Consider the following 19206-nt stretch of genomic DNA (forward strand, 5'->3'; position numbering starts at 1 on the left):
CCCGATGCTTTTCTTTCAGATCGCGGCATCGGAGCGGAAAGCATCGGGGCTGAAGCCCCTCCCACAAGAGCAACCTCCCACAAGAGCAAAAGCGATTCCGCGACAAGCCGCGACCGCACTCAATGCCGATCCGCCGCATCCTCGCGCAGCCCGCGCACCTGCTTCGCCGTCACCGCGCCGGTTTGCCCGCCGTAACGCGTGCGCAGCCACTGCGCCAGTTCCGCGACCTGCGCATCGTCGAGTTGATCGGCGAAGCCGGGCATCTCCTGCATGCGTTCCAGACCGGGCAGATCGTGCTCGGGCAGGCCGTCGAGGATGGCGACGATCAGATTGTGCGCATCGCCATCGCGCAGGCTGCTGTTGCCGAGCAAGCCCGGCGCCACGTGCGGCACGCCCGCGCCGTCGCGGCCGTGGCAGCCGGCGCACAGCGCGAGGTAGCGATCGCGCGCCGGCGTGGCGACGACCGCGGCCAGCACCGGCGCTGCAACCGGCGCCGGCGGTTGATCGCCGGTGAGGTAGGTGGTGATCGCGTCCAGGTCGTTGCCGTTGAGGCGGCTGGTGGACAGATTCACGACCTTGAGCATCTCGTCGGAGGCGACCGCGTGCGCGGCGACGCCGCTGGCCAGATATTCGCGCAGCCCGTTGCGATCCCAGCCGCGCGCCGCCAGCGCCTGCGGCGTCAGCGCGGGCGCGGCGAAGCGCCCCAGCGCGTCGTTGCCGCTCAGCGGCGCGGCGCGATCGACTTGTCCGAGCCAGCCGCGCGGGCTGTGGCATTCGCCGCAATGGCCCAGGGTTTCGACCAAATACTCGCCGCGTTTCCACGCCGCCGACTGTCCTTGCGACGCCGGTTTCGCGGTCGCGCCGGCGAACAGCCAGTTCCAGGCATGGATGCCGGTGCGGATATTGAACGGAAAGCCAACGCCGTTGGCGAGGTTGGGCTGCTTCACCGCCGGCCGCGTCATCAGGTAGGCGTAGATCGCGTCGCTGTCTTCGCGCGCGATGGTCTTGTAGGAGACGTACGGCATCGCCGGATACAGCTGATGGCCGTCGCGCGCTTCGCCGCGGGTGATCGTATGGAAGAACTCATCCGCGCTGTAACGGCCGATGCCGGTCTCGGCGTCGGGAGTGATGTTGGTGCCGTGGATGGTGCCGAACGGCGAGGCCAGCGCTACGCCACCGGCGAACGGCGCGCCCCCCTCGGCGGTGTGGCAGGCCGCGCAATCGGCGGCGGCGACCAGATAGCGGCCGCGTTCGATCTGCTCCGGCGCGGCCTGCACCTGCAGCGCCGGGCCGCGGTGATACCAGCGCGCGATCAGCCAATCGATCAGCAGCCACGCCAGCACGATCAATACCAGCCACAGGATCCGGCGTTTCCAGCGTCGCTTGCTCATCGCGGCGCCTCCTCATCCACCTGCACCTGCGCCAGTACCAGTTCTTCCACCGCTTGGTAGTAGCGGACATAGCCGGTGCAGCGGCACAGATGCGGATTCAAGGCTTCGGTGATCAGCTCGCGCACTTGCTCGCGAGTGTAGCGCTGGGCTTTCTTGCGACCCAACTGCTCCAGCAATACGGTCGCGGCATTGACGAAGCCCGGCGTGCAGTAGCCGCACTGGAAACTGAAGTGATCCAGGAAGGCCTGCTGCACCGGCGAGAGTTCGACGATGGCGCCGCTGTCGTCGCGCTTGGCGTGGCCTTCGACGGTGCGGATGCGCTTGCCATTGAAGTAGTGCGCGCCGGTGATGCAACTGCGCACCTCGCGCGGGCCCTGATCGTCATCGACAATGACCGTGCAGGCGCGGCACACGCCCTGGCCGCAGCCGAAGCGGGTGCCGGTGAGGCCCAGGTATTCGTGCAGCACATCGACCAGCATCATGTCGTCGGGCACGTCGATGGGGCCGTGCTCGCGGCCGTTGATGCTCAGCGACAACGGAATCAGGCGCAGGCTGGGACTGCTCATGCGGCGCTCTCCTGCCGGTTCGCGGCGGCGCTTTGCCCGGCGTCGGCATCGGCCGCCGCGTAGGCGGCCAATATCTTGTCGGGGGTGACCGGCAGTTCGCGGAACCGGTGGCCGGTGGCGTGCGCGATCGCGTTGACGATCGCCGGCACGATCGGAATCATCGCCACCTCGGCCATGCCCTTGGGCGGATCGGTCGCGGAAATCGGCGGCAGCAGCTCGCCGCTCTGCCGCCAAACCGCGACATCGCGCGCGCGCGGCAGGGTATAGCGGTTGAAGTTCCAGTCGCCGTCGCCGGGGCCGCCTTCGTACAGCGGCAGGAACTCGTGCAGCGCATGGCCGATGCCCATCGCCAGGCCGCCCTGCAACTGGCTCGACACCAGCTCGGCGACGATCGGCGTGCCGCATTCCAGCACCGAGTGATGATCGAGCAATTCGACCTTGCCGGTGGCGGTGTCCACCGCGACTTCGGCCAGCGTGCCGATCGCGCTGTAGTACACCACGCCGGCGTTGTTGCGCTGCACCGGCGGGTAATGCACGCGAGTGCGTTCGATCATGCGGTAGCCGTTCGCGGTCGGCGTGCCGATGCCCTTGCTCGTGCCGCTGCCGTCGCCCCAGCGCAGCGCCACGCCGTCCAGCGGCAGCCGCGCATCGTCGCCGGGCAGCGGGAACTCGGCTTCGCTCCATTGCCAGCGATTGAGGTAATGCACGACCGCGCCGGTGGCCAGGCCCAACTCGTATGCTTTGGCGATCAAGCGCTGCAGCGGCAACGGAGTCAACCCGCCGGCCGTGAGTTTTCCCTCGACCCAGCGCGCGTCCTCGCGCCGCACCGACATCGGCGACAGTTCGCCGCCGCCGAAGCCCTGGCCCCAGATCGCCAACGCCGCCGGCCACAGGCCCTGCGTGAACAACAATCGCGAGGCTTCGCGGGTGGCGTGACTGAAGAAATACGCCGAGTTGCTGGCGCTGCTGGGACTGGAGTAGGCCGGCGTCCAGCGCGGATTGCCTATGTGCGAATCCTGCGTGGCTTGCGACATCAGCCACGGATCGTCGGTGGCGATCATCGGCAGTTCCGGCCACTGCGTTTCGCCTGTTCGGACTTCATCGGCCGGGCGCCCGAGCCACTTCGCGCACACCGCGGCCTGACTGGTGGCCATGCCGGTGCCCATCTCCACGCCGATATGCCGCAACAGCACTTCGCCCTGCGCCGAGATCGCCACTTCCGCGAACGCGGCTTCGCCGCCGGTGCCGAAATCCTTCTGCACGCAGCCGAAACCCACGCCGTAGCGCCGGCCCGGATGCGCGGCTTCGTACTCGGCCTTGCGTTTGTGGCGCTGGGTCCACAGCGGATGCTCGCGCGACTTGCGCAGCACTTCATCCGCGCGCTGGGCGCCGCCGGGGATCGCGCCCTGAGTGTTCTTCATCCCGGTCGCGAACACATTGCGCAGGCGCAGTTCGATCGGATCGAGCTTGAGTTCGGAAGCGATCTCGTCGATCAGCATCTCGGTCGCGCCCATGCTCTGCAGCGTGCCGTAGCCGCGCGCGGAGCCGGCATCGAGCGCGCGCGAGGCGATCACGGTGCTGCTCAGGTCGCTGCGCGGAAAGTAATAGATCGACTGCGCTGCGGTCGCCGCGACCAGACACACTGACGGCGAGAAATTCATGCGTCCGCCGCCGTCGCCGAGCATGCGCGCCTGAAACACTTCGAAGCGTCCGCTGCCGCGATCGAGCTTGAGCCGGTAGTGCATGCGGAAGCTGTGGCGCTTGAGGCTGGACTGGAATTGCTCGTAGCGATCGTTGGCCAGACGCACCGGGCGCCCGTCGCCGTACAAGGCCGCCATCAGGGCAATGAACGGGAACGGGTAGTGATCCTTCGAGCCGTAACCGACCGTGTAGCAAGGATGCAGCACCAACCGCTTCACGCCGAAGCGGCTCGCCGCGAGCATGAGCGGCGCGTCCTGGGCGATCTCGCCCGGCGACTGCGTGGCGCAGACCAGATGCATGGTGGCAGTGGCGGCATCGAACCAGCCGTTGGCGTTGTCGAGTTCCATCGCCGCGGTGTCGATGGATTGCGAGAAATATTCGCGCTCGATCACCAGCTTGTCCGCGCCGGGCGCGTCGAGTTCGGCCGCCATCGCATCGCCGTGGGCGATGCCTTGCGCGTCGATCTTGCCGCCGGCCTCGCCGAGCGCCCATTGCGGGTTCTGCTTCTTGTACCCGATGGGGAACAGCACCGTGTCCTTGTAGCTGGAATAGGTGTCGTCGGCGAAAGCGTCGGCGCCGCCGACGCGCACGTAGCGGAACGTCGCCCACGGCGCGCGTTCCAGCGGTCCGGTGGGCTCGCTCCAGCGGATCAGATCGTCGCGGAATTTGAGCCGGCTCTTGGCGGCGCGGAAGCGGGCGAAGTCGTTCCAGATCAGCAGCGCCACGGCGTGGCCGAGGTAGGCGGGGATCTTGCCTTCGGGCAGCAGCATGTCCTCGCCGTAGAACTTCGGAAAGGCGACGCCGTCGCGGGCGAGGTCGGCGGCGGTGACGACGCGGTCGGGTTGCAGGTCGGCCGGCAGCGAGGACAGATCGAAGCCCTGATAGATCCGGTCGGCGCGGGTGCCGCGCAGCAGCATCGCGTGCGCCTGCTCGCGCGGCCAGCCGGGCAGATCGCGCGAACGCATGTCGTAGCTGAAGATTTTTTCGCCGCTGACCTTGGCGGTGGCGTCGGTGCGATAACGCACGCGGCCCAGGGCCGGGTCCCAGGGCAGCGGCCGCAGCCGTTGCTTTTCGAACAGCGCGGCGAGCGCGGCGCTGCCGGGCGCGGCGAGGTAGACGGAAATGCCGGCGACGACGCTGCATTTGAGGAAGTCGCGACGGCTTAAGCGGGCTGGCATGGACGGGGGACTCCGGCTGGCTCTGCCGGAATAGTAGGCGCATGTTGCGGGGCAATACGCGGTGAAATTTCTTGCCGGGCGGGGTGGTGTGGCGTGTCGGGCGGTTTCGCGTGCCCTCACCCCGGCCCTCTCCCGCGTCGCGGGAGAGGGAGCTTGCTGTTGTGGGAGGGGCTTCAGCCCCGATGCTCTTCGATCAGGTCGCCTCGCAGTCCGGCCACATCGGATCGAAGAGCATCGGGGCTGAAGCCCCTCCCACTCATGCCTTCTCAATCAACTCTTCGCACCAGCGATCGATCGCCCCCGCGGCCAGTTCGGGGCGGGCCTGCAACAGAAAATGCGGCGCCTCGATCTCGACGCAACGCATCCCCGGCGCGATGCGCTCGATCGAGCGCCGGCTCGCTCCCGATACCAGGCGGTCGCGAGCGGCTTGCAGATACAGCAGCGGACAAGCCACCTCGCGCAACTGCGCGCCGACATCGACCGCGCCGGCTTCGCGCAGACGATGCCGGATCACCGCCGGGTCCAGGCCTTCGAGCACCGCCCCCAAGCGCGCGCGCCATTGCGGCGTCGCCCACGGCCCGAGCATGAACGCCGCGGCCAAGGCCGGCGGAATGCGATTCACCGGCACGATGCCGCCCCAGCGGGACAACGCGCCCGCATGCAGCGGCGACCACGGCGGCCGCGGCGTGCGCGCGAATGTGGCGCACAGCACCAGCCCGGCCAATCGCGGCGGCCGCTGCGCGGCGAGGCGGATCGCGATGGGGCCGGAAAACGATTCGCCGAGCAACAGGTAGGGCGCGTCGAGAGGCAACCGCGAACGCGCGAAAACGACAAGTTCGTCGTAACCCAGCGCGCGATCGCGCGGATAGGCGATGACGCTGGTCGCGAAGCGCGGCGCCATCGCCGCGATGAAGTCATCCAGCAGGGCGCCGGTGCCGTCCATGCCGGGCAGGACGATGCAGCGCATCGGGGTCACGACGCGCGCGGCACGTCCAGCTTCGCCGCCAGACGGTCCAGCGCCTTGAGCATCATCGCCCGGTGGCGCGCGAGTTTCATCCAGGTCGGCAGGCGCGAGATCATGCTCTTGTTGCTGGCCGTGCGGTATCGCTCACGCTGGTCGGCGGCGATGTAGCGCCTGAGTTCGTCGATGTGTTCGGCGTTGTAAGCCCACAACAGGCCGGCGCGGGTGCGTTCGGTCAGCCGCAGCGGCAGGCCGAAATGCGGATCGTGTGCTTCGCGGTCGCGTTCCCGCTGCGCCTGGACCGCGACCTCGCTGCTGCGATGGCAGATCGGGCATTGCGCCGGAATCGGATCGACCGAGGGCGTACGCCGGTATTCGTCGAGTTGGATCGGGATCGTACCGGTGCCGGGTTGGATCTGATTCACCTGCAGCCACTGGTGGCCGCAATATCCGCAGGGACGACGGCCGATCAGCCGTACCTGGCCCACCCAGTCGTCGCGTTCGCTGAGTGCATCGAGCTGGCAATGCGCGCATCGGAATGCGCTGGTCCATTGCCGTTGCGCCCACGTGGCGCGGACGACACCGGCCCGGCCGCAGCGTGGGCACGTTACGTCGACGCGCTCGGCGAACGATGCCAGCCATTGCCCGCCATCGCGATGACGCAACGGCCCGCTCACCGCGCGATCAGCACTCGATCACGTTGACGGCCAGGCCGCCGCGCGAGGTTTCCTTGTACTTGTCCTGCATGTCGCGGCCGGTGTCGCGCATGGTCTTGATGACCTTGTCCAGGCTGACCTTGTGCTTGCCGTCGCCGCGCATGGCCATGCGGTAGGCGTTGATGGCCTTGACCGCGCCCATCGCGTTGCGCTCGATGCAGGGAATCTGCACCAGCCCGCCGATCGGATCGCAGGTCAGGCCCAGGTTGTGTTCCATGCCGATTTCGGCCGCGTTCTCGATCTGGCTGGTGGTGCCGCCGAGCGCGGCGACCAATCCGGCCGCGGCCATCGAGCAGGCCACGCCGACCTCGCCCTGGCAGCCGACTTCCGCGCCGCTGATCGAGGCGTTTTCCTTGTACAAGATGCCGACCGCGGCCGCGGTCAGAAGGAAGTTACGCACGCCCTGCAGGTTGGCGCCGGGGCAGAAGCGATCGTAGTAATGCAGCACCGAGGGAATGATGCCGGCCGCGCCGTTGGTCGGCGCGGTGACCACGCGGCCGCCGGCGGCGTTTTCTTCGTTGACCGCCAGCGCGTAGAGGTTGACCCAGTCGAGCACGGTCAGCGGATCGCGCATTGCCGCTTCGGGTTTGGTCGACAACTCGGCGAACAACGCCGGCGCGCGGCGCGAGACGTGCAGGCCGCCGGGCAGGGTGCCGGTTTCGCGGATGCCGCGCGCGACGCAGGCCTGCATCGCGTTCCAGATTTCGTCCAGGCCGGCGTTGATCTGCTCGTCGGTGCGCCACACGCGCTCGTTGGCCATCATCATTTCGGCGATGGTCAGCCCGCTGCTCGCGGCCTGGGCGAGCAACTGGTCGCCGGAGTGGAACGGGTAGGGCTGATCGGTGGTGTCGGCGACGATGCGGTCTTCGGCCGCTTCGTCCTGATTGACCACGAAGCCGCCGCCGACGGAATAGTAGTCGCGCGTGGCGATGACGTTGCCGTCGGCGTCGAAGGCGGTGAAGCGCATGCCGTTGGTGTGGAACGGCAGTTTCTGGCGCTTGTTCATGATCAGATCGTGCTTTTCGTCGAAGCCGATCTCATGCCGCCCGAACAGGTTGATGCGTTTGGTCTTGCGGATGCGTTCGAGCGCGGCGGGGATGATGTCCGGATCGATCTGATTCGGCCAATGGCCTTCCAGTCCCATCAGCACCGCCTTGTCGGTGCCGTGGCCGCGGCCGGTCAGCGCCAGCGAGCCGAACACTTCCGCGCGCACGCGCGCGGTGCGGGCGAGGTCCTTGCCCAGCGAGGCGGTGTCCTCGGCGTTGCAGCCTTCGATGAGCCAGCGCTCGATGAAGCGCGCGGCGGCGCGCATCGGGCCGACGGTGTGCGAGGAACTCGGGCCGATGCCGATCTTGAACAGGTCGAAACTGCTGACTGCCACGGGCTTGCTGCTCCAACGAGTGGGTCGGACGTTGCTGGCGTTCCGCGCGGGCGGACGGGGCGTCCGCGCCGCGAGGGCGGTAGGGCGCTTATTCTACGCGCGCGCCGTTGCGGCGAGTGCTGCGGCTTTCACGGCCCGGCGCCGTCGTTTTCGGATTTTCCCGCCATACCGCGGCGAATTGACCGCGGCCCAACGATGAAGGCCGGACTGTGCTGACTTTGTTCCAACGCGACGATTGTCATCTGTGCGACCTGGCGCTGGAGGTGTTGGCGCGGGCGCGGGCGCCGGAGTTCGAGAGCGTTTTCATCGACGATGACGCGGTGTTGGAGGCTCGTTATGGCGAGCGGGTGCCGGTGTTGCGCGATGAGGGGCGTGGGGTGGAGTTGGATTGGCCGTTCGATGCGGGGCGGGTGGTGGAGTGGTTGGGGGAGGGGTGAGGGTTGGCGTTGCGATTGCATCGTCGCTTTGCTCAGCTCAGCTCTGCCTTGCCTTGCCTTGCCTTGCCTAGCTTTGGCTTGCTTCTAGCTAATGCCGTTGCCGTTGCTTCGGCTTAGCTGTGGCCCGGCGCCGCTAGTAACTCGCGAGACCGATGGACACCCGGAGGGCGGCGCACATGGACGTGCGCCGGGTCCCACCTTGGGCAGGATGCCCAATGTGGGACCTGCCTGCGCAAGCACCGTACTCGTGGCTTTTGACTCGAAACAGCCAAAGCGTTTTCTTTGGTTACTTTCTTTGTCGCTTTGGACAAAGAAAGTGACCCGCCGCTCCATGGCGGAAGCGTTTAGCGTTTGATCTTGCTCGAGGCTTCTAAGGCTTAGGCTTCTAAGGAACCCGAAGTCCCTGATCGAAACATCCAGACCTGCGCACTCTCTCCTACCGTCATTCCCGCGAACGCGGGAATCCAGGGCCTTTCGTGCGAGAACGCTTGAAGTCGCTGGATTCCCGCGTTCGCGGGAATGACGAGCAAAAATGCAGAAGCTCTCAAACAAGATCAAGATCAAGATCAAACGCTAAACGCTTCCGCCATAGAGCGGCGGGTCACTTTCTTTGTCCAAAGCCACAAAGAAAGTAACCAAAGAAAGGGCTTTAGCTGTTTCGAGTCAAAAGCCACGAGTGCGATGCTTGCGCGGGCAGGTCCCGCAGTGGGCATCCTGCCCACGGCGGGACCCGGCGCACGTCCATGTGCGCCGCCCTCCGGGTGTCCCTGGTCTCGCGAGTTACTAGCTGCGCCCAGCAACGGCAACAACAAAGGCAAGGCCGAAGCCAAAGCAGAGCACAGCACAGCACAGCACAGCCGGGGCAAAGCAAAATCTTGGCAACGGCAACGGCAACGGCAACGGCAACGGCAATTGCCAAAGCCACAGCCACAGCCACAGCCACAGCGAACGCACGGTCGCTCTGCGCCAAACACCAGACAAAAAGAAAGGCCGGAGTTCGCACTCCGGCCCTCTTCGAATTCACCCGCGCCTTCGCGCCGAGCAAGCGCCGCGCTTACTTCGCCGGCGCAAACACGACCTTAGTGCTCACCGCCACCTCGTTCGGAATGATCGAGGTATCCGCCCAATCGCCCCCGCCCACGCCGAAATCCAGACGCTTCACCGTCGCCTTGCCCGCAAGCACCGGCTTCTCGCCCGCGGTCCAGGTGAAGTTCAGCGTCACCGGCTTGGTCGCGCCGCGCAGGCTCAGGCTGCCGTCGGCGGCGTAGTTGTTGCCGCCCATGCTGCGGAACTTGGTCGCGGTGAAACGCGCCTGCGGGAACTTGGCGATGCTGAAGAAATCCACGCCCTTGAGCGTGTCGTCGCGCTCGCTGTTCTTGGTGTTGGCGCCGGCCATCGGAATCACCACGTCCAGCTTGGAGGTCGCCAACTGCGCCGGGTCGAAGCTCAGCCGCGCGGTGAAGCCGGGGAAATTGCCCGCGAACACTTCGCCCTGGTACTTGGTGGCGAAGGTCAGGCTGGAGCCGGTCTGCTGCACGTAGTCGGCGGCGAACGCGGGCGCGGCGGCGGCGAGCAAGGTCGCGGCCAGGGCGAGGGACTTAATTTGCATCGGGTTTCTCCGGGGAGGGGGAAGGAGGCGGAACAGGGCCGAGAGCGACATCGCGCATGGCCTGGAAGCTGCGGCGTCCGCCCGGCAGCATGCGGGTCAAGGTGGCGTCGTTCTGGAACAGGTGGTGATAGAACGCGGCCGCGGCATGCGCCAGCACCAGCGCCAGCAGCAGCCAGAAACCGTATTCGTGCACGTTGCGGCTGAGCTGGGCGATCTCTTCGCTGCGCTGGGCGATCTTGGGCAGGTTGAACAGGCCGAAGTACTGCAAGGGGTAGCCGGAGGAGGAATTGAACACCCAGCCGGAAATCGGCAGCGCGAACATCAGCGCGTACAAGGCCCAGTGGGTCAGCGAGGCGACGCGCTCCTGCCAGTGCGGCGTGCCGTCCACCGGCTTGGGCGCGCCGGCGTACATGCGCCACAGCAGGCGCAGCACGACCAGGGTCAGCAGGGTCAGGCCGAGCGATTTGTGCAGGGCGTAGATTTTGATCTTCGGCGGGCCGTTGCTCATGTCCACCATGGTCAGGCCGATCACGGCGATGGTCGCGATCAGCAGCACGATCAGCCAATGCAGCAACTGGCTCACGGCGCCCCATCGGTCGGCGGTGTTCTTCAAGGTCATCGGCTGGGCTCCGGCTGGGGCTTGGCGGGATCGGTGGGTTCGGTGGATTCGACGGGTTCTTCGGGCGCCGCGGCGGCGTCGCCCGGGTTGGTTTTGGGCTGATCGCCCACGTACTTGTCGCGGATCGCCTCCGCTTCGATGCGCAGCTCGACTTCATCGCCGATCACCGATTTCCAGGCGTCGATGCCGAACGCGGCGCGGCTCAGCCGCGCGGTCGCGGAAAACCCGGCGGTGCGGTGGAACGGCGGCAGCGGGTGGCGCTTGAGCTGGTTGAGCTTGACGTCCAAGCACAGCGGTGCGGTCACGCCGTGCAGGGTCAGTTGGCCGCAGACCTGGGCGCGATCGGCCTCGCCTGCCACCGGTTCGACCCGCTCGGAGACGAAGCGCGCCAGCGGATAGCGCTTGCCATCGAGCAGGTTGGCGGCCAGCGCGGCCTTGTTCCATTTGCCGTCGCCCAGGTCCAGCCGGGTCAGCGGCACCTGCACCTCGAGCTTGGCGCCGCGCCAGTCGTCGCGATCGAAGCTGAGGGTGCCGGCGCTGCCGGACACGGTGCCGATGGCCTGCGAGAAGCCGGCGTGCGAAATCGCGAACATCACCCGGGTGTGGACCGGGTCGAAGCCATAGGTCTCCGGTTGCGCGGCTTGCGCAGCCGCGGGCAGTGCGCAGAGCACGGCCAGGGCGGTGGCGCAGCGGTGGATGAGAGACATGGCAGCTCCGGCAAGATGGGTGTGGATTCTAGGCATAGCCGTGCACAGCCGTGTCTAGACGCGCGCAACGATCCGTTGCGGACGGCCGCCGCGCACCCGATCGGGCACCTTCCGACCGACGGTCGCGGCGGGGCGTAAGTTCCGTGACTTGCCTCGCAGGGCCGATATCGCCGAGCCTAATGCACGGGGAAAGACCGGACGTCACGTGGCCGCCATTCACAGGGGACGGCCGGCGTGAGCCCGGAAGGGCACCTTAAAGGTGCCTGAGAGGTAACGGATGGTCCGCGGACAGGTATCTAGGACGGCTTGGAATGGCCCGGAACGGCCCGCCAGGACGGCGTGTTTCATTGGGGGAGGGAACCGGATGTTGCGAACGCTGCTATGCGCCTGCCTGTGTCTGTGCCTGAGTGCACCGTTCGCGGCCCGGGCCGCCGTGCCCGAGGCACCGCGCGCGCGCATCATCGGCGTCCCCGACGGCCTGCCGTCGAGCAAGGTCAACGGCATGGCCTTCGACCACGCCGGCTACTTGTGGCTGGCCACGACCGACGGCCTGGCCCGCTACGACGGCATCGGCATGAAGGTCTGGCGGCACACCCCGGACGATCCGGCCTCGCTGCCCGGCAACGACCTCACCCTGGTCACCGTGGACGATCGCGACCGCATCTGGGTCTCGGCCGAGGGCCGCGGCCTGAGCATGATGGACGCGCAGCGCAACGGCTTCGTCCATTACCGCCACGCAGAGCGCCCGCAAATCGGCAGCGACGACACCTTCGCGGTGGCCAGCCGCAATGGCGAAGTCTGGTTCGGCACCTACGGCGGCGGCCTGCACCGGCTCGACCGCAACGGCCTGATCACCCGCTACATGCCCAAGGACGGCGATCCGCGCAGCCTGCCCTCGGACACCGTGCTGTCGCTGAACTTCGACGCGCGCGGCGAGCTGTGGGTCGGCACCTTCAAGGGCCTGGCGCGCTGGACCGGCAGTGATTTCGAACGCATCGCGGTGCCCGGCACCGACCCGGCGCCGTGGGTGCTGTCGGTCACCCCGGTCGGCGATCAGCTCTGGGTCGGCGCCAAGACCGGCCTGTACCGGCGCGAGCGTAACGGTCGCTGGAGCAACCCGGATTACTCCGTGATGTTCGGCAATCTCAACGCGGTGTTGACCCTGGCGCCGGACCGCGGCGGCAATTTCTGGTTGGGCACGCAGCGCAGCATCTGGCGCGCGGCGCCGAACGCGGTGCCGCTGCCGATGGCGCTGGGTCCGGCGCGTCCGGCGCGGCCGGTGCTGCAGATCGTCGGCCAGGACGACGGTTCGTTCTGGTTCCCGCTGGCCGGCGTCGGCGTGGGTTATCTGCGTTCGGACTGGCGCCGCATCGCCCAGTATTCGCGCGAACGCGGCACCCTGAGCAGCGAGCTGTACACCGCGGTGACGCCGGCCGCGCGCGGCGGCTTCTGGCTGGTCGGCGCGCGCGGCGAGATCGAGCGCCTGGGTCTGGACGGCGTGGTCGAGCCGGTCACCGACGGCCCGCACGACGCGATGGGCAAGGGCGGCACGCCCAACACCGCGGTCGAAGACCGCAAAGGCCGGCTGTGGATCGCCACCAGCCGCAACAATCTGGTGCGGATCGATCCGTCCGGCATCTGGCGCGACTGGACCACCGACACGCCCGAACCGGTGCTGCCCGGCGAACCGGACCGCACCGTGATCGCGCCCGACGGCACCTTGTGGACCTCCTTCCTCACTCAGGGCCTGCAACAGCGCGATACCGACACCGGCGAGGTGATCAACACGATCCGCGTCGGCAACCAGCAAGGCATCGGCAACGCCGACTTCGACGCGATCGGCTTCGCTCCCGACGGCGCCTTGTGGATCGCATCCGGCCAAGGCCTGCTGCGCCACGACCGCCTGCGCAACGTGATGCGCAAAGTCCCCGGGCTGCCGGCTGATCGCGTGTTCGGCTTCGTGTTCGAGAACGCCGTCAGCCTGTGGCTGCAACGCCTTAACGGCCTGGAGCACTACCAGCGCGAGGGCGGCGACTGGCGCCTGGAATCGCGGGTCGGGGTCGAAGACGGCATTCCCGCGGTCGAAGGCACCGGCCTGTTCCGCGATCGCGTCGGCCGCATCTGGCTGCCGACCTCGCGCGGCCTGTTTCGCTGGGACCCGCAGCATCGCCGGCTGCGCCGTTTCGGCGTGCAGGACGGCATGAGCAGCCAGGAATTCCTGCGCCGCGCCTCGGTGCTGACCGCCGACGGCGTGCTCGCCGCATCGCTGTCGGACGGCAGCGTGGTGTTGATCGACACCGCCCTGGCCGATCCGCCGCCGCGCCAGCCGCGCCTGGTCTGGCATCAGCTCGACGTGCGCCGGCACGGCCGCTGGGTGCCGTTGCCGCTGCACGTCACGCCGCGGCCGTCGCGTTCCGAGCGCGCATCGCGTTACGCATCGCTGCCGAGCCTGGCCCCGGACGATCGCGAAATGCGCGTGCAGATGCGGTTGCTGTCGTTCGACGATCCGCAATCCAATCGCTACTACACGCGCCTGGACGGTTACGACAACGACTGGGTCGCGGTCGGCGACAGCGGCGAGCGCGTGTTCGCCGGTCTGCCGCCGGGCAGTTATCTGCTGCATGCGCGCGCGATCGACGCCAACGGCAACGCCGCCGAGGAACGCACGCTGGAATTCAACGTGCGCCCGCCGTGGTGGCGCACGCCGCCGGCGATGGCGGCCTTGCTCGGCCTGATCGCGCTGGCGGCGTGGTGGGGCACGATGGCGTACCGGCGCCGGCTGGCGCGGCGCTTGAACTGGCAGCGCGCCGAGCATGAGCGTGAAGTGGCCAAGCACGCCTCGTTGGCGAAGACGCGGTTCCTGGCGACCTTGGGGCATGAGGTGCGCACGCCGATGACCGGCGTGTTGGGGATGAGCGAGTTGTTGCTGGATACGCAGTTGGATCAAAAGCAGCGGGGTTACACCGAGTCGATCAGACGCGCTGGCGAACACCTCTTGCGGTTGGTCAACGACGCGCTGGACTTGGCGCGGATCGAATCGGGCAAGCTGGAACTGGCCGATGAGCCGTTCGACCTGCGCGCGATGGTCGATCAGGCTGCCGATCTGATGCGGCCGCTGGCGCAGCAGCGCGGCCTGAGTTTCGAAGTCAGGATCGCCGCCAGCGCGCCGCGCGGCCTGCGCGGCGACGGCAGCCGCGTGTGCCAGATTCTGTTGAACCTGATCGGCAACGCGATCAAGTTCACCGAGCAGGGCCGGGTCAGCCTGCTGGTCGAAGCATTGGCGCCGCAGGGCGTGCGTTTCGAAATCGCCGACACCGGTCCGGGTCTCAACGAAGAACAGAAGGCGCGCCTGTTCCGTCGCTTCGAGCAGGCCGAAGGCGCGCGCACCGCGGCGCGTTACGGCGGCAGCGGGCTGGGGTTGGCGATCTGCCAGGAACTGGCCGCGGCGATGGACGGGCAGATCGCGGTGTTCAGCGAACCGGGACAGGGCGCGCGCTTCGTGTTCGATCTGCCCTTGGCTGAAGCGGAGCCGCCGCGGGTGTCGGCGAATTCGACGCCGGAGCCTGGTTTGCGCGGCTTGCAGGTGGGGCCGATCGCGTTGCTGTTGGTCGAGGACGATCCGACCGTGGCCGAAGTGATCGCGGGTTTGCTGCGCGCACAAGGCCATCGCGTGAGCCATGTCGCCAACGGTTTGGCGGCGCTGGCCGAAACGGCCACGGCGCCGTTCGATCTGGCGATGCTCGATCTCGACCTGCCGGGCATCAACGGCCTGGATCTGGCGCGGCAACTGCGCGCGCAGGGCTTCACCCAGCCGTTGATCGCGGTGACTGCGCGCGCCGACGCCGATGCCGAACCGCAGGCCGTCGCCGCCGGCTTCGACCGTTTCCTGCGCAAACCGGTGACCGGCGCGATGCTGGCCGATGCGCTGCGCGACATTCTGGAGATGGCGGCGAAGCCGGTGGTGTGAAGGGGCGCATTGGCTGAGCGAAAGGCATCGGGGCTGAAGCCCCTCCCACAAGAGCAAGTCTTGTGAAGGCACTCGTGGGAGGGGCTTGCGCTTTTGTGGGAGGGGCTTCAGCCCCGATGCTTTCCTGTCAGCAGCCACAAAACCAGCAGCCCACGAATCAATCCCGAATCCCCACCCGGCGAGCCGCCCGGCACACACGCCTGTCCAAAGTCCCGCACCGCATCGCAAAACCCACATCCGCAACACCCCGTGCGGTTGCGCTCAGACATACTGTGGGCCTTGCGCCAGAACCGTTCCCCCGCCATTGCGCGCTTGCGCCCGACCGGGGCCGTTGCGACGATAGCGCACCGGCCTTACCGGGAGAGAATCGCTCGCGGTCCAGGAGGAGTCCGTGTTGGGACGTAGTCTGTGTCTGCTCCTGTTGCTGTTGTTGGGCGCGCAGTTCGCCAACGAGGCGCAAGCGCGCTTGCCGGAAACCCCGCGTTTCCGCCGCTTCGGCCAGGAGCAAGGCCTGCCCAAATCGGTCGTGGCGATGGAGCTCGACCACCAGGGCTATCTGTGGATCGCCACCGAAGACGGATTGGCGCGCTACGACGGCGTCGAGTTCGCGCTGTGGCGTCACACCATCGGCCTGAGCGGTTCGCTGCCGGACAACATGCTCGAAGACCTGTACGTCGACGCCGGCGATCGCGTGTGGGTGGCCAGCCGCAACGGCCTGAGCTATCTCGGCGCCGATCGCAAGGAATTCGTCCGCATCAGTTTCAGCGGCGCCGACGCTTCGTGCAGCGACGACGTCTCGTATCTCACCGGCACGCCCGACGGCTCGATCTGGACCGCGACCTACGCCGGCCAGATGTGCCGCATCTCGCCCGACGGCGTCAGAGTGACGCGGTACGAGCCCGGCGTCGGCGCCGGCGCGCGTTTGCCGCGCGGGCCGGTCACCGCCTTGCTCGCCGACGCGCGCGGCCGCTTGCTGGTCGGCACCATGAACGGACTGGCGCGTTTCGACAACGATCGCTTCGCGCCGATCGGCCGCGACGAAACCGCCGGCGTGCGCATCGGCGAGTTGTCGCCCGACGCCGACGGCTCGATCTGGGTCGGCACCCAGCGCGGCCTGTTCCGCCTGAGCGCGGACGATCGCATGAGCCCGGCGCCGTGGGCGCTGGGCGAGGAAACCACCAACGCCATCGTCGTCAGCGATCTGTCCGGCGGCCGCTGGATCGGCACCACCGCCGGCCTGTACCGGGTGGACAGCGACGACAACGTGCGCTTGCTGCAGGACGATGCCGGCGACGGCGTGTGGGACCGCCGCAGCGGCCTGATGCAGATGCTGCGCGACGACGAAGGCGGCATCTGGTTCGTCACCTATTCGCAAGGCCTGGCGTATCTGCCGCCGGACTGGAACCGTTTCGCTTCGATCACCTCCGTCGGCGGCCGCCGCATCGACCGCCTCGACGCGCGCGACATCGCGCCCGACGGCGACGGCGGTTTCTGGATGCTGACCGCGACCGATCTGTACCGCCTGCGCGCCGGCAGCGGCGAGCTGGAACCGGTCGCCGACAGCAAAGGCCTGGGCGTGAAGTGGCTGCACACCTTGTTCGCGCGTCCCGACGGGCAGTTGTGGATCGGCCATTCCACTGGCCTGAGCCTGTTCGATCCGGCCACGGGCAAAGCGCGGCGCTGGCCGTTCTCGGCGCGCGATCCGGACCTGGGCGCGACGGTGTGGTTCCTGTACGAATGGCCCGACGGCAGCCTGTGGCTGTGGTTCTCCGACGGTTCGGTGCGCCGCTACAACGCCGAGGGCGAGCCGCTGCCGGCCGGCGAGATCGAGAAAGTGCTGGGCAGCGCCGGTTTCCTGACCAGCACCGCGACCTTCCGCCCGGGGCCGGACGGGCAGCCGTGGTTCGCCGGCACCAACGGTTTGCAGCGCTGGGACGGCAGCCGTTTCGTCCCGGTGCCCGGCGGCGCTTTCGGCGACATCCAGGCGATCAGTTTCGCCGGCCCGCAGCGGCTGTGGCTGGCGCGCAGCGGCGCGCTGGAATCGTATCGCTGGCAGGGCGGCAAGCTGGAACTGGAACGGCGCATCGACAACACCGCCGACTATCCCGACACGAACGTCTCCGGCTTGCTGGTCAGCCGCAACGGCACGGTCTGGGTCACCACCACGCGCGGCTTGTTGATGGTCTCGGCCGATGCGCGCCGCTTGCGTCTGTTCGGCCTGGGCGACGGCATTCCGAATGTCGAGCTGACCCGCACCACGCCGCATCGCAACGCCGACGGCGTCGGCGCGGCGCTGTCGCTCGACGGCGTGGTGCTGTTCGACCTGGACACGCCGTTCCCGGGCGCGCGGCCGCCGCGCTTGTCGCTGGAAACCCTGAGCGTGCGGCGCGAGGAAGACGAATGGACGCTCACGCCGGCGCAGGGCCGCGTGCAACTGGAATCGGACGATCGCGATCTGCGCATCGTCGCCCGGTTGATGTCGTTCCTGGACCCGCGCTCGCACGTCTACCGCTTCAAGCTGGACGGCTACGACCCGGACTGGATCGAACAGCGCGCCAACGGCGAGCGCGTGTTCTCGCGCCTGGATCCGGGCGAATACCGCGTGCTGATCAAGGCCGCCGGCGCCGACGGCATCTGGTCCGATCCGGTGTCCTTCAAGCTGCACGTCAAGCCGCCGTGGTGGCGTTCGGGCTGGGCGCAAATGGTGTTCGCGCTCATCGGCATCGGCTTGCTGGCGGTCGGTGCGATCGGCTACCGCCGCCGCCTGGGCCGCCGCAGCGCGTGGCAGCTGGCGGTGCACAAGCGCGAAGTGGCCGAACAGGCCTCGGAAGCCAAGACGCGGTTCCTGGCGACCTTGGGGCATGAGGTGCGCACGCCGATGACGGGCGTGTTGGGGATGAGCGAGTTGTTGCTGGATACGCCGCTGGATGAGAAGCAGCGGGGGTACACCGAGTCGATCAGGCGCGCTGGCGAACACCTCTTGCGGTTGGTCAACGACGCGCTGGATCTGGCGCGGATCGAATCGGGCAAACTGGAACTGGAAGACCGGCCGTTCGACCTGCGCGCGCTGGTCGAGGAAGCGGCTGGATTGATGCGACCGCTGGCGCGTCAGCGCGGCCTGGATTTCCAGGTCGATATCGCCGCCAGCGCGCCGCTGGGCCTGCGCGGCGATCCCAACCGGGTGTGCCAGATTCTGATGAATCTGCTCGGCAACGCGATCAAGTTCACCGAGCAAGGTTCGGTGCGCTTGCGCGTGGATGCGCTGGCGCCTCAGGGCGTGCGCTTCGAAGTCGCCGACACCGGCCCGGGCCTCAACGAAGAACAAAAAGCGCGGCTGTTCCGCCGCTTCGAACAGGCCGAAGGCGCGCGCACCGCGGCGCGTTACGGCGGCAGCGGGCTGGGCTTGGCGATCTGCCAGGAACTGGCCGCGGCGATGGAAGGGCATGTGGCGGTGTTCAGTCAGGCGGGGCAGGGTGCGCGGTTCGTGCTCGACTTGCCTTTGGCTTGGGCCGAGCCTCCGCCGGTGGTGGAGAGTTCAACGCCGGAGCCTGTGTTTCGTGGCATTCAGGTGGGGCCGCGCTCTGTGCTTTTGGTCGAAGACGACGCCACCGTGGCCGAAGTCATCGCAGGTTTGCTGCGCGCGCAAGGCCATCGCGTGAGCCATGTCGCCAACGGTCTGGCGGCGCTGGCCGAAACCGCCACCGCGCCGTTCGATCTGGCGATGCTCGATCTCGACCTGCCCGGCATCAACGGCCTGGATCTGGCGCGGCAACTGCGCGCGCAAGGTTTCACTCAGCCGCTGATCGCGGTGACCGCGCGCGCCGATGCCGACGCCGAGCCGCAAGCGCAGGCGGCCGGGTTCGATCGTTTCCTGCGCAAGCCGATCACCGGCGCGATGCTCGCCGACACGATCGACAGCGTGCTGGCCCAGGCGGACCTGCCGTAGTGGCCGCCGCGTCCATGCAAGCAAACG

At 67.8% G+C, this 19206-nt stretch carries 11 protein-coding genes and 1 pseudogene; 3 read left to right on the forward strand and 9 right to left on the reverse strand.

Annotation, left to right across the window (positions count from 1 at the left end):
• Window positions 1-119: 119 nt before the first annotated feature.
• The 6 genes from AB4Y92_RS11405 to AB4Y92_RS11430 form a co-directional block, all read right to left on the reverse strand.
• On the reverse strand, window positions 120-1391 hold the full coding sequence (locus tag AB4Y92_RS11405; RefSeq protein WP_441819757.1) for a c-type cytochrome: 1272 nt from the start codon (window positions 1389-1391) through the stop codon (window positions 120-122).
• Complete coding sequence (locus AB4Y92_RS11410; protein ID WP_441819758.1) at window positions 1388-1957, reverse strand: (2Fe-2S)-binding protein; 570 nt, start codon at window positions 1955-1957, stop codon at window positions 1388-1390. Before AB4Y92_RS11410 ends, AB4Y92_RS11405 begins: the two co-directional genes overlap by 4 nt.
• Window positions 1954-4836 carry a xanthine dehydrogenase family protein molybdopterin-binding subunit gene (locus AB4Y92_RS11415; RefSeq protein ID WP_441819759.1) on the reverse strand — a complete coding sequence of 961 codons (2883 nt, stop codon included), beginning with the start codon at window positions 4834-4836 and terminating at the stop codon, window positions 1954-1956. The genes AB4Y92_RS11410 and AB4Y92_RS11415 overlap by 4 nt, the downstream gene beginning before the upstream one ends.
• Window positions 4837-5092: 256 nt before the next feature.
• On the reverse strand, window positions 5093-5812 hold the full coding sequence (locus AB4Y92_RS11420) for an alpha/beta fold hydrolase (RefSeq protein ID WP_441819902.1): 720 nt from the start codon (window positions 5810-5812) through the stop codon (window positions 5093-5095).
• Window positions 5809-6222: a hypothetical protein gene (locus AB4Y92_RS11425; protein WP_441819760.1), complete on the reverse strand. Its 414-nt coding sequence runs from the start codon at window positions 6220-6222 to the stop codon at window positions 5809-5811. The genes AB4Y92_RS11420 and AB4Y92_RS11425 overlap by 4 nt, the downstream gene beginning before the upstream one ends.
• A gap of 259 nt (window positions 6223-6481) precedes the next feature.
• Window positions 6482-7894 carry an L-serine ammonia-lyase gene (locus AB4Y92_RS11430; RefSeq protein ID WP_441819761.1) on the reverse strand — a complete coding sequence of 471 codons (1413 nt, stop codon included), beginning with the start codon at window positions 7892-7894 and terminating at the stop codon, window positions 6482-6484.
• A 209-nt stretch (window positions 7895-8103) separates the two neighbouring features.
• Between AB4Y92_RS11430 and AB4Y92_RS11435 the strand changes: the two genes are divergently transcribed.
• Window positions 8104-8331, forward strand: a complete 228-nt coding sequence (locus tag AB4Y92_RS11435) for a glutaredoxin family protein (protein ID WP_441819762.1) — start codon at window positions 8104-8106, stop codon at window positions 8329-8331.
• Between the two features lie 1054 nt (window positions 8332-9385).
• On the opposite strand, the gene AB4Y92_RS11440 is transcribed toward AB4Y92_RS11435, so the two are convergent.
• The 3 genes and pseudogenes from AB4Y92_RS11440 to AB4Y92_RS11450 form a co-directional block, all read right to left on the reverse strand.
• Window positions 9386-9940 carry a YceI family protein gene (locus AB4Y92_RS11440; RefSeq protein WP_441819763.1) on the reverse strand — a complete coding sequence of 185 codons (555 nt, stop codon included), beginning with the start codon at window positions 9938-9940 and terminating at the stop codon, window positions 9386-9388.
• Between the two features lie 76 nt (window positions 9941-10016).
• Window positions 10017-10559 (reverse strand): annotated as a pseudogene (locus AB4Y92_RS11445) (cytochrome b); the annotation flags it as partial.
• The gene (locus AB4Y92_RS11450; RefSeq protein ID WP_441819764.1) at window positions 10556-11266 is read right to left on the reverse strand and encodes a YceI family protein; all 711 of its coding nucleotides are present in this window, start codon (window positions 11264-11266) and stop codon (window positions 10556-10558) included. The pseudogene AB4Y92_RS11445 and the gene AB4Y92_RS11450, both read right to left, overlap by 4 nt.
• Window positions 11267-11630: 364 nt before the next feature.
• On the opposite strand from AB4Y92_RS11450, the gene AB4Y92_RS11455 reads away from it, so the two are divergent.
• Window positions 11631-15233 carry an ATP-binding protein gene (locus tag AB4Y92_RS11455; protein WP_441819765.1) on the forward strand — a complete coding sequence of 1201 codons (3603 nt, stop codon included), beginning with the start codon at window positions 11631-11633 and terminating at the stop codon, window positions 15231-15233.
• Between the two features lie 391 nt (window positions 15234-15624).
• Window positions 15625-19179 (forward strand): ATP-binding protein, encoded by a 3555-nt coding sequence (locus AB4Y92_RS11460; protein ID WP_441819766.1) that lies wholly within the window; start codon window positions 15625-15627, stop codon window positions 19177-19179.
• The last annotated feature ends 27 nt before the right edge of the window (window positions 19180-19206 follow it).

This window comes from Lysobacter sp. TAB13, assembly GCF_052113885.1.
Taxonomy (GTDB): domain Bacteria; phylum Pseudomonadota; class Gammaproteobacteria; order Xanthomonadales; family Xanthomonadaceae; genus Lysobacter; species Lysobacter gummosus.

Excerpts from the sequence above, each read along its gene's own strand:
- AB4Y92_RS11405 (WP_441819757.1), bottom strand. The coding sequence starts at position 1,391 with ATGAGCAAGCGACGCTGGAAACGCCGGATCCTGTGGCTGGTATTGATC.
- AB4Y92_RS11410 (WP_441819758.1), bottom strand. The coding sequence starts at position 1,957 with ATGAGCAGTCCCAGCCTGCGCCTGATTCCGTTGTCGCTGAGCATCAAC.
- AB4Y92_RS11415 (WP_441819759.1), bottom strand. The coding sequence starts at position 4,836 with ATGCCAGCCCGCTTAAGCCGTCGCGACTTCCTCAAATGCAGCGTCGTC.
- AB4Y92_RS11440 (WP_441819763.1), bottom strand. The coding sequence starts at position 9,940 with ATGCAAATTAAGTCCCTCGCCCTGGCCGCGACCTTGCTCGCCGCCGCC.
- AB4Y92_RS11450 (WP_441819764.1), bottom strand. The coding sequence starts at position 11,266 with ATGTCTCTCATCCACCGCTGCGCCACCGCCCTGGCCGTGCTCTGCGCA.
- AB4Y92_RS11455 (WP_441819765.1), top strand. The coding sequence starts at position 11,631 with ATGTTGCGAACGCTGCTATGCGCCTGCCTGTGTCTGTGCCTGAGTGCA.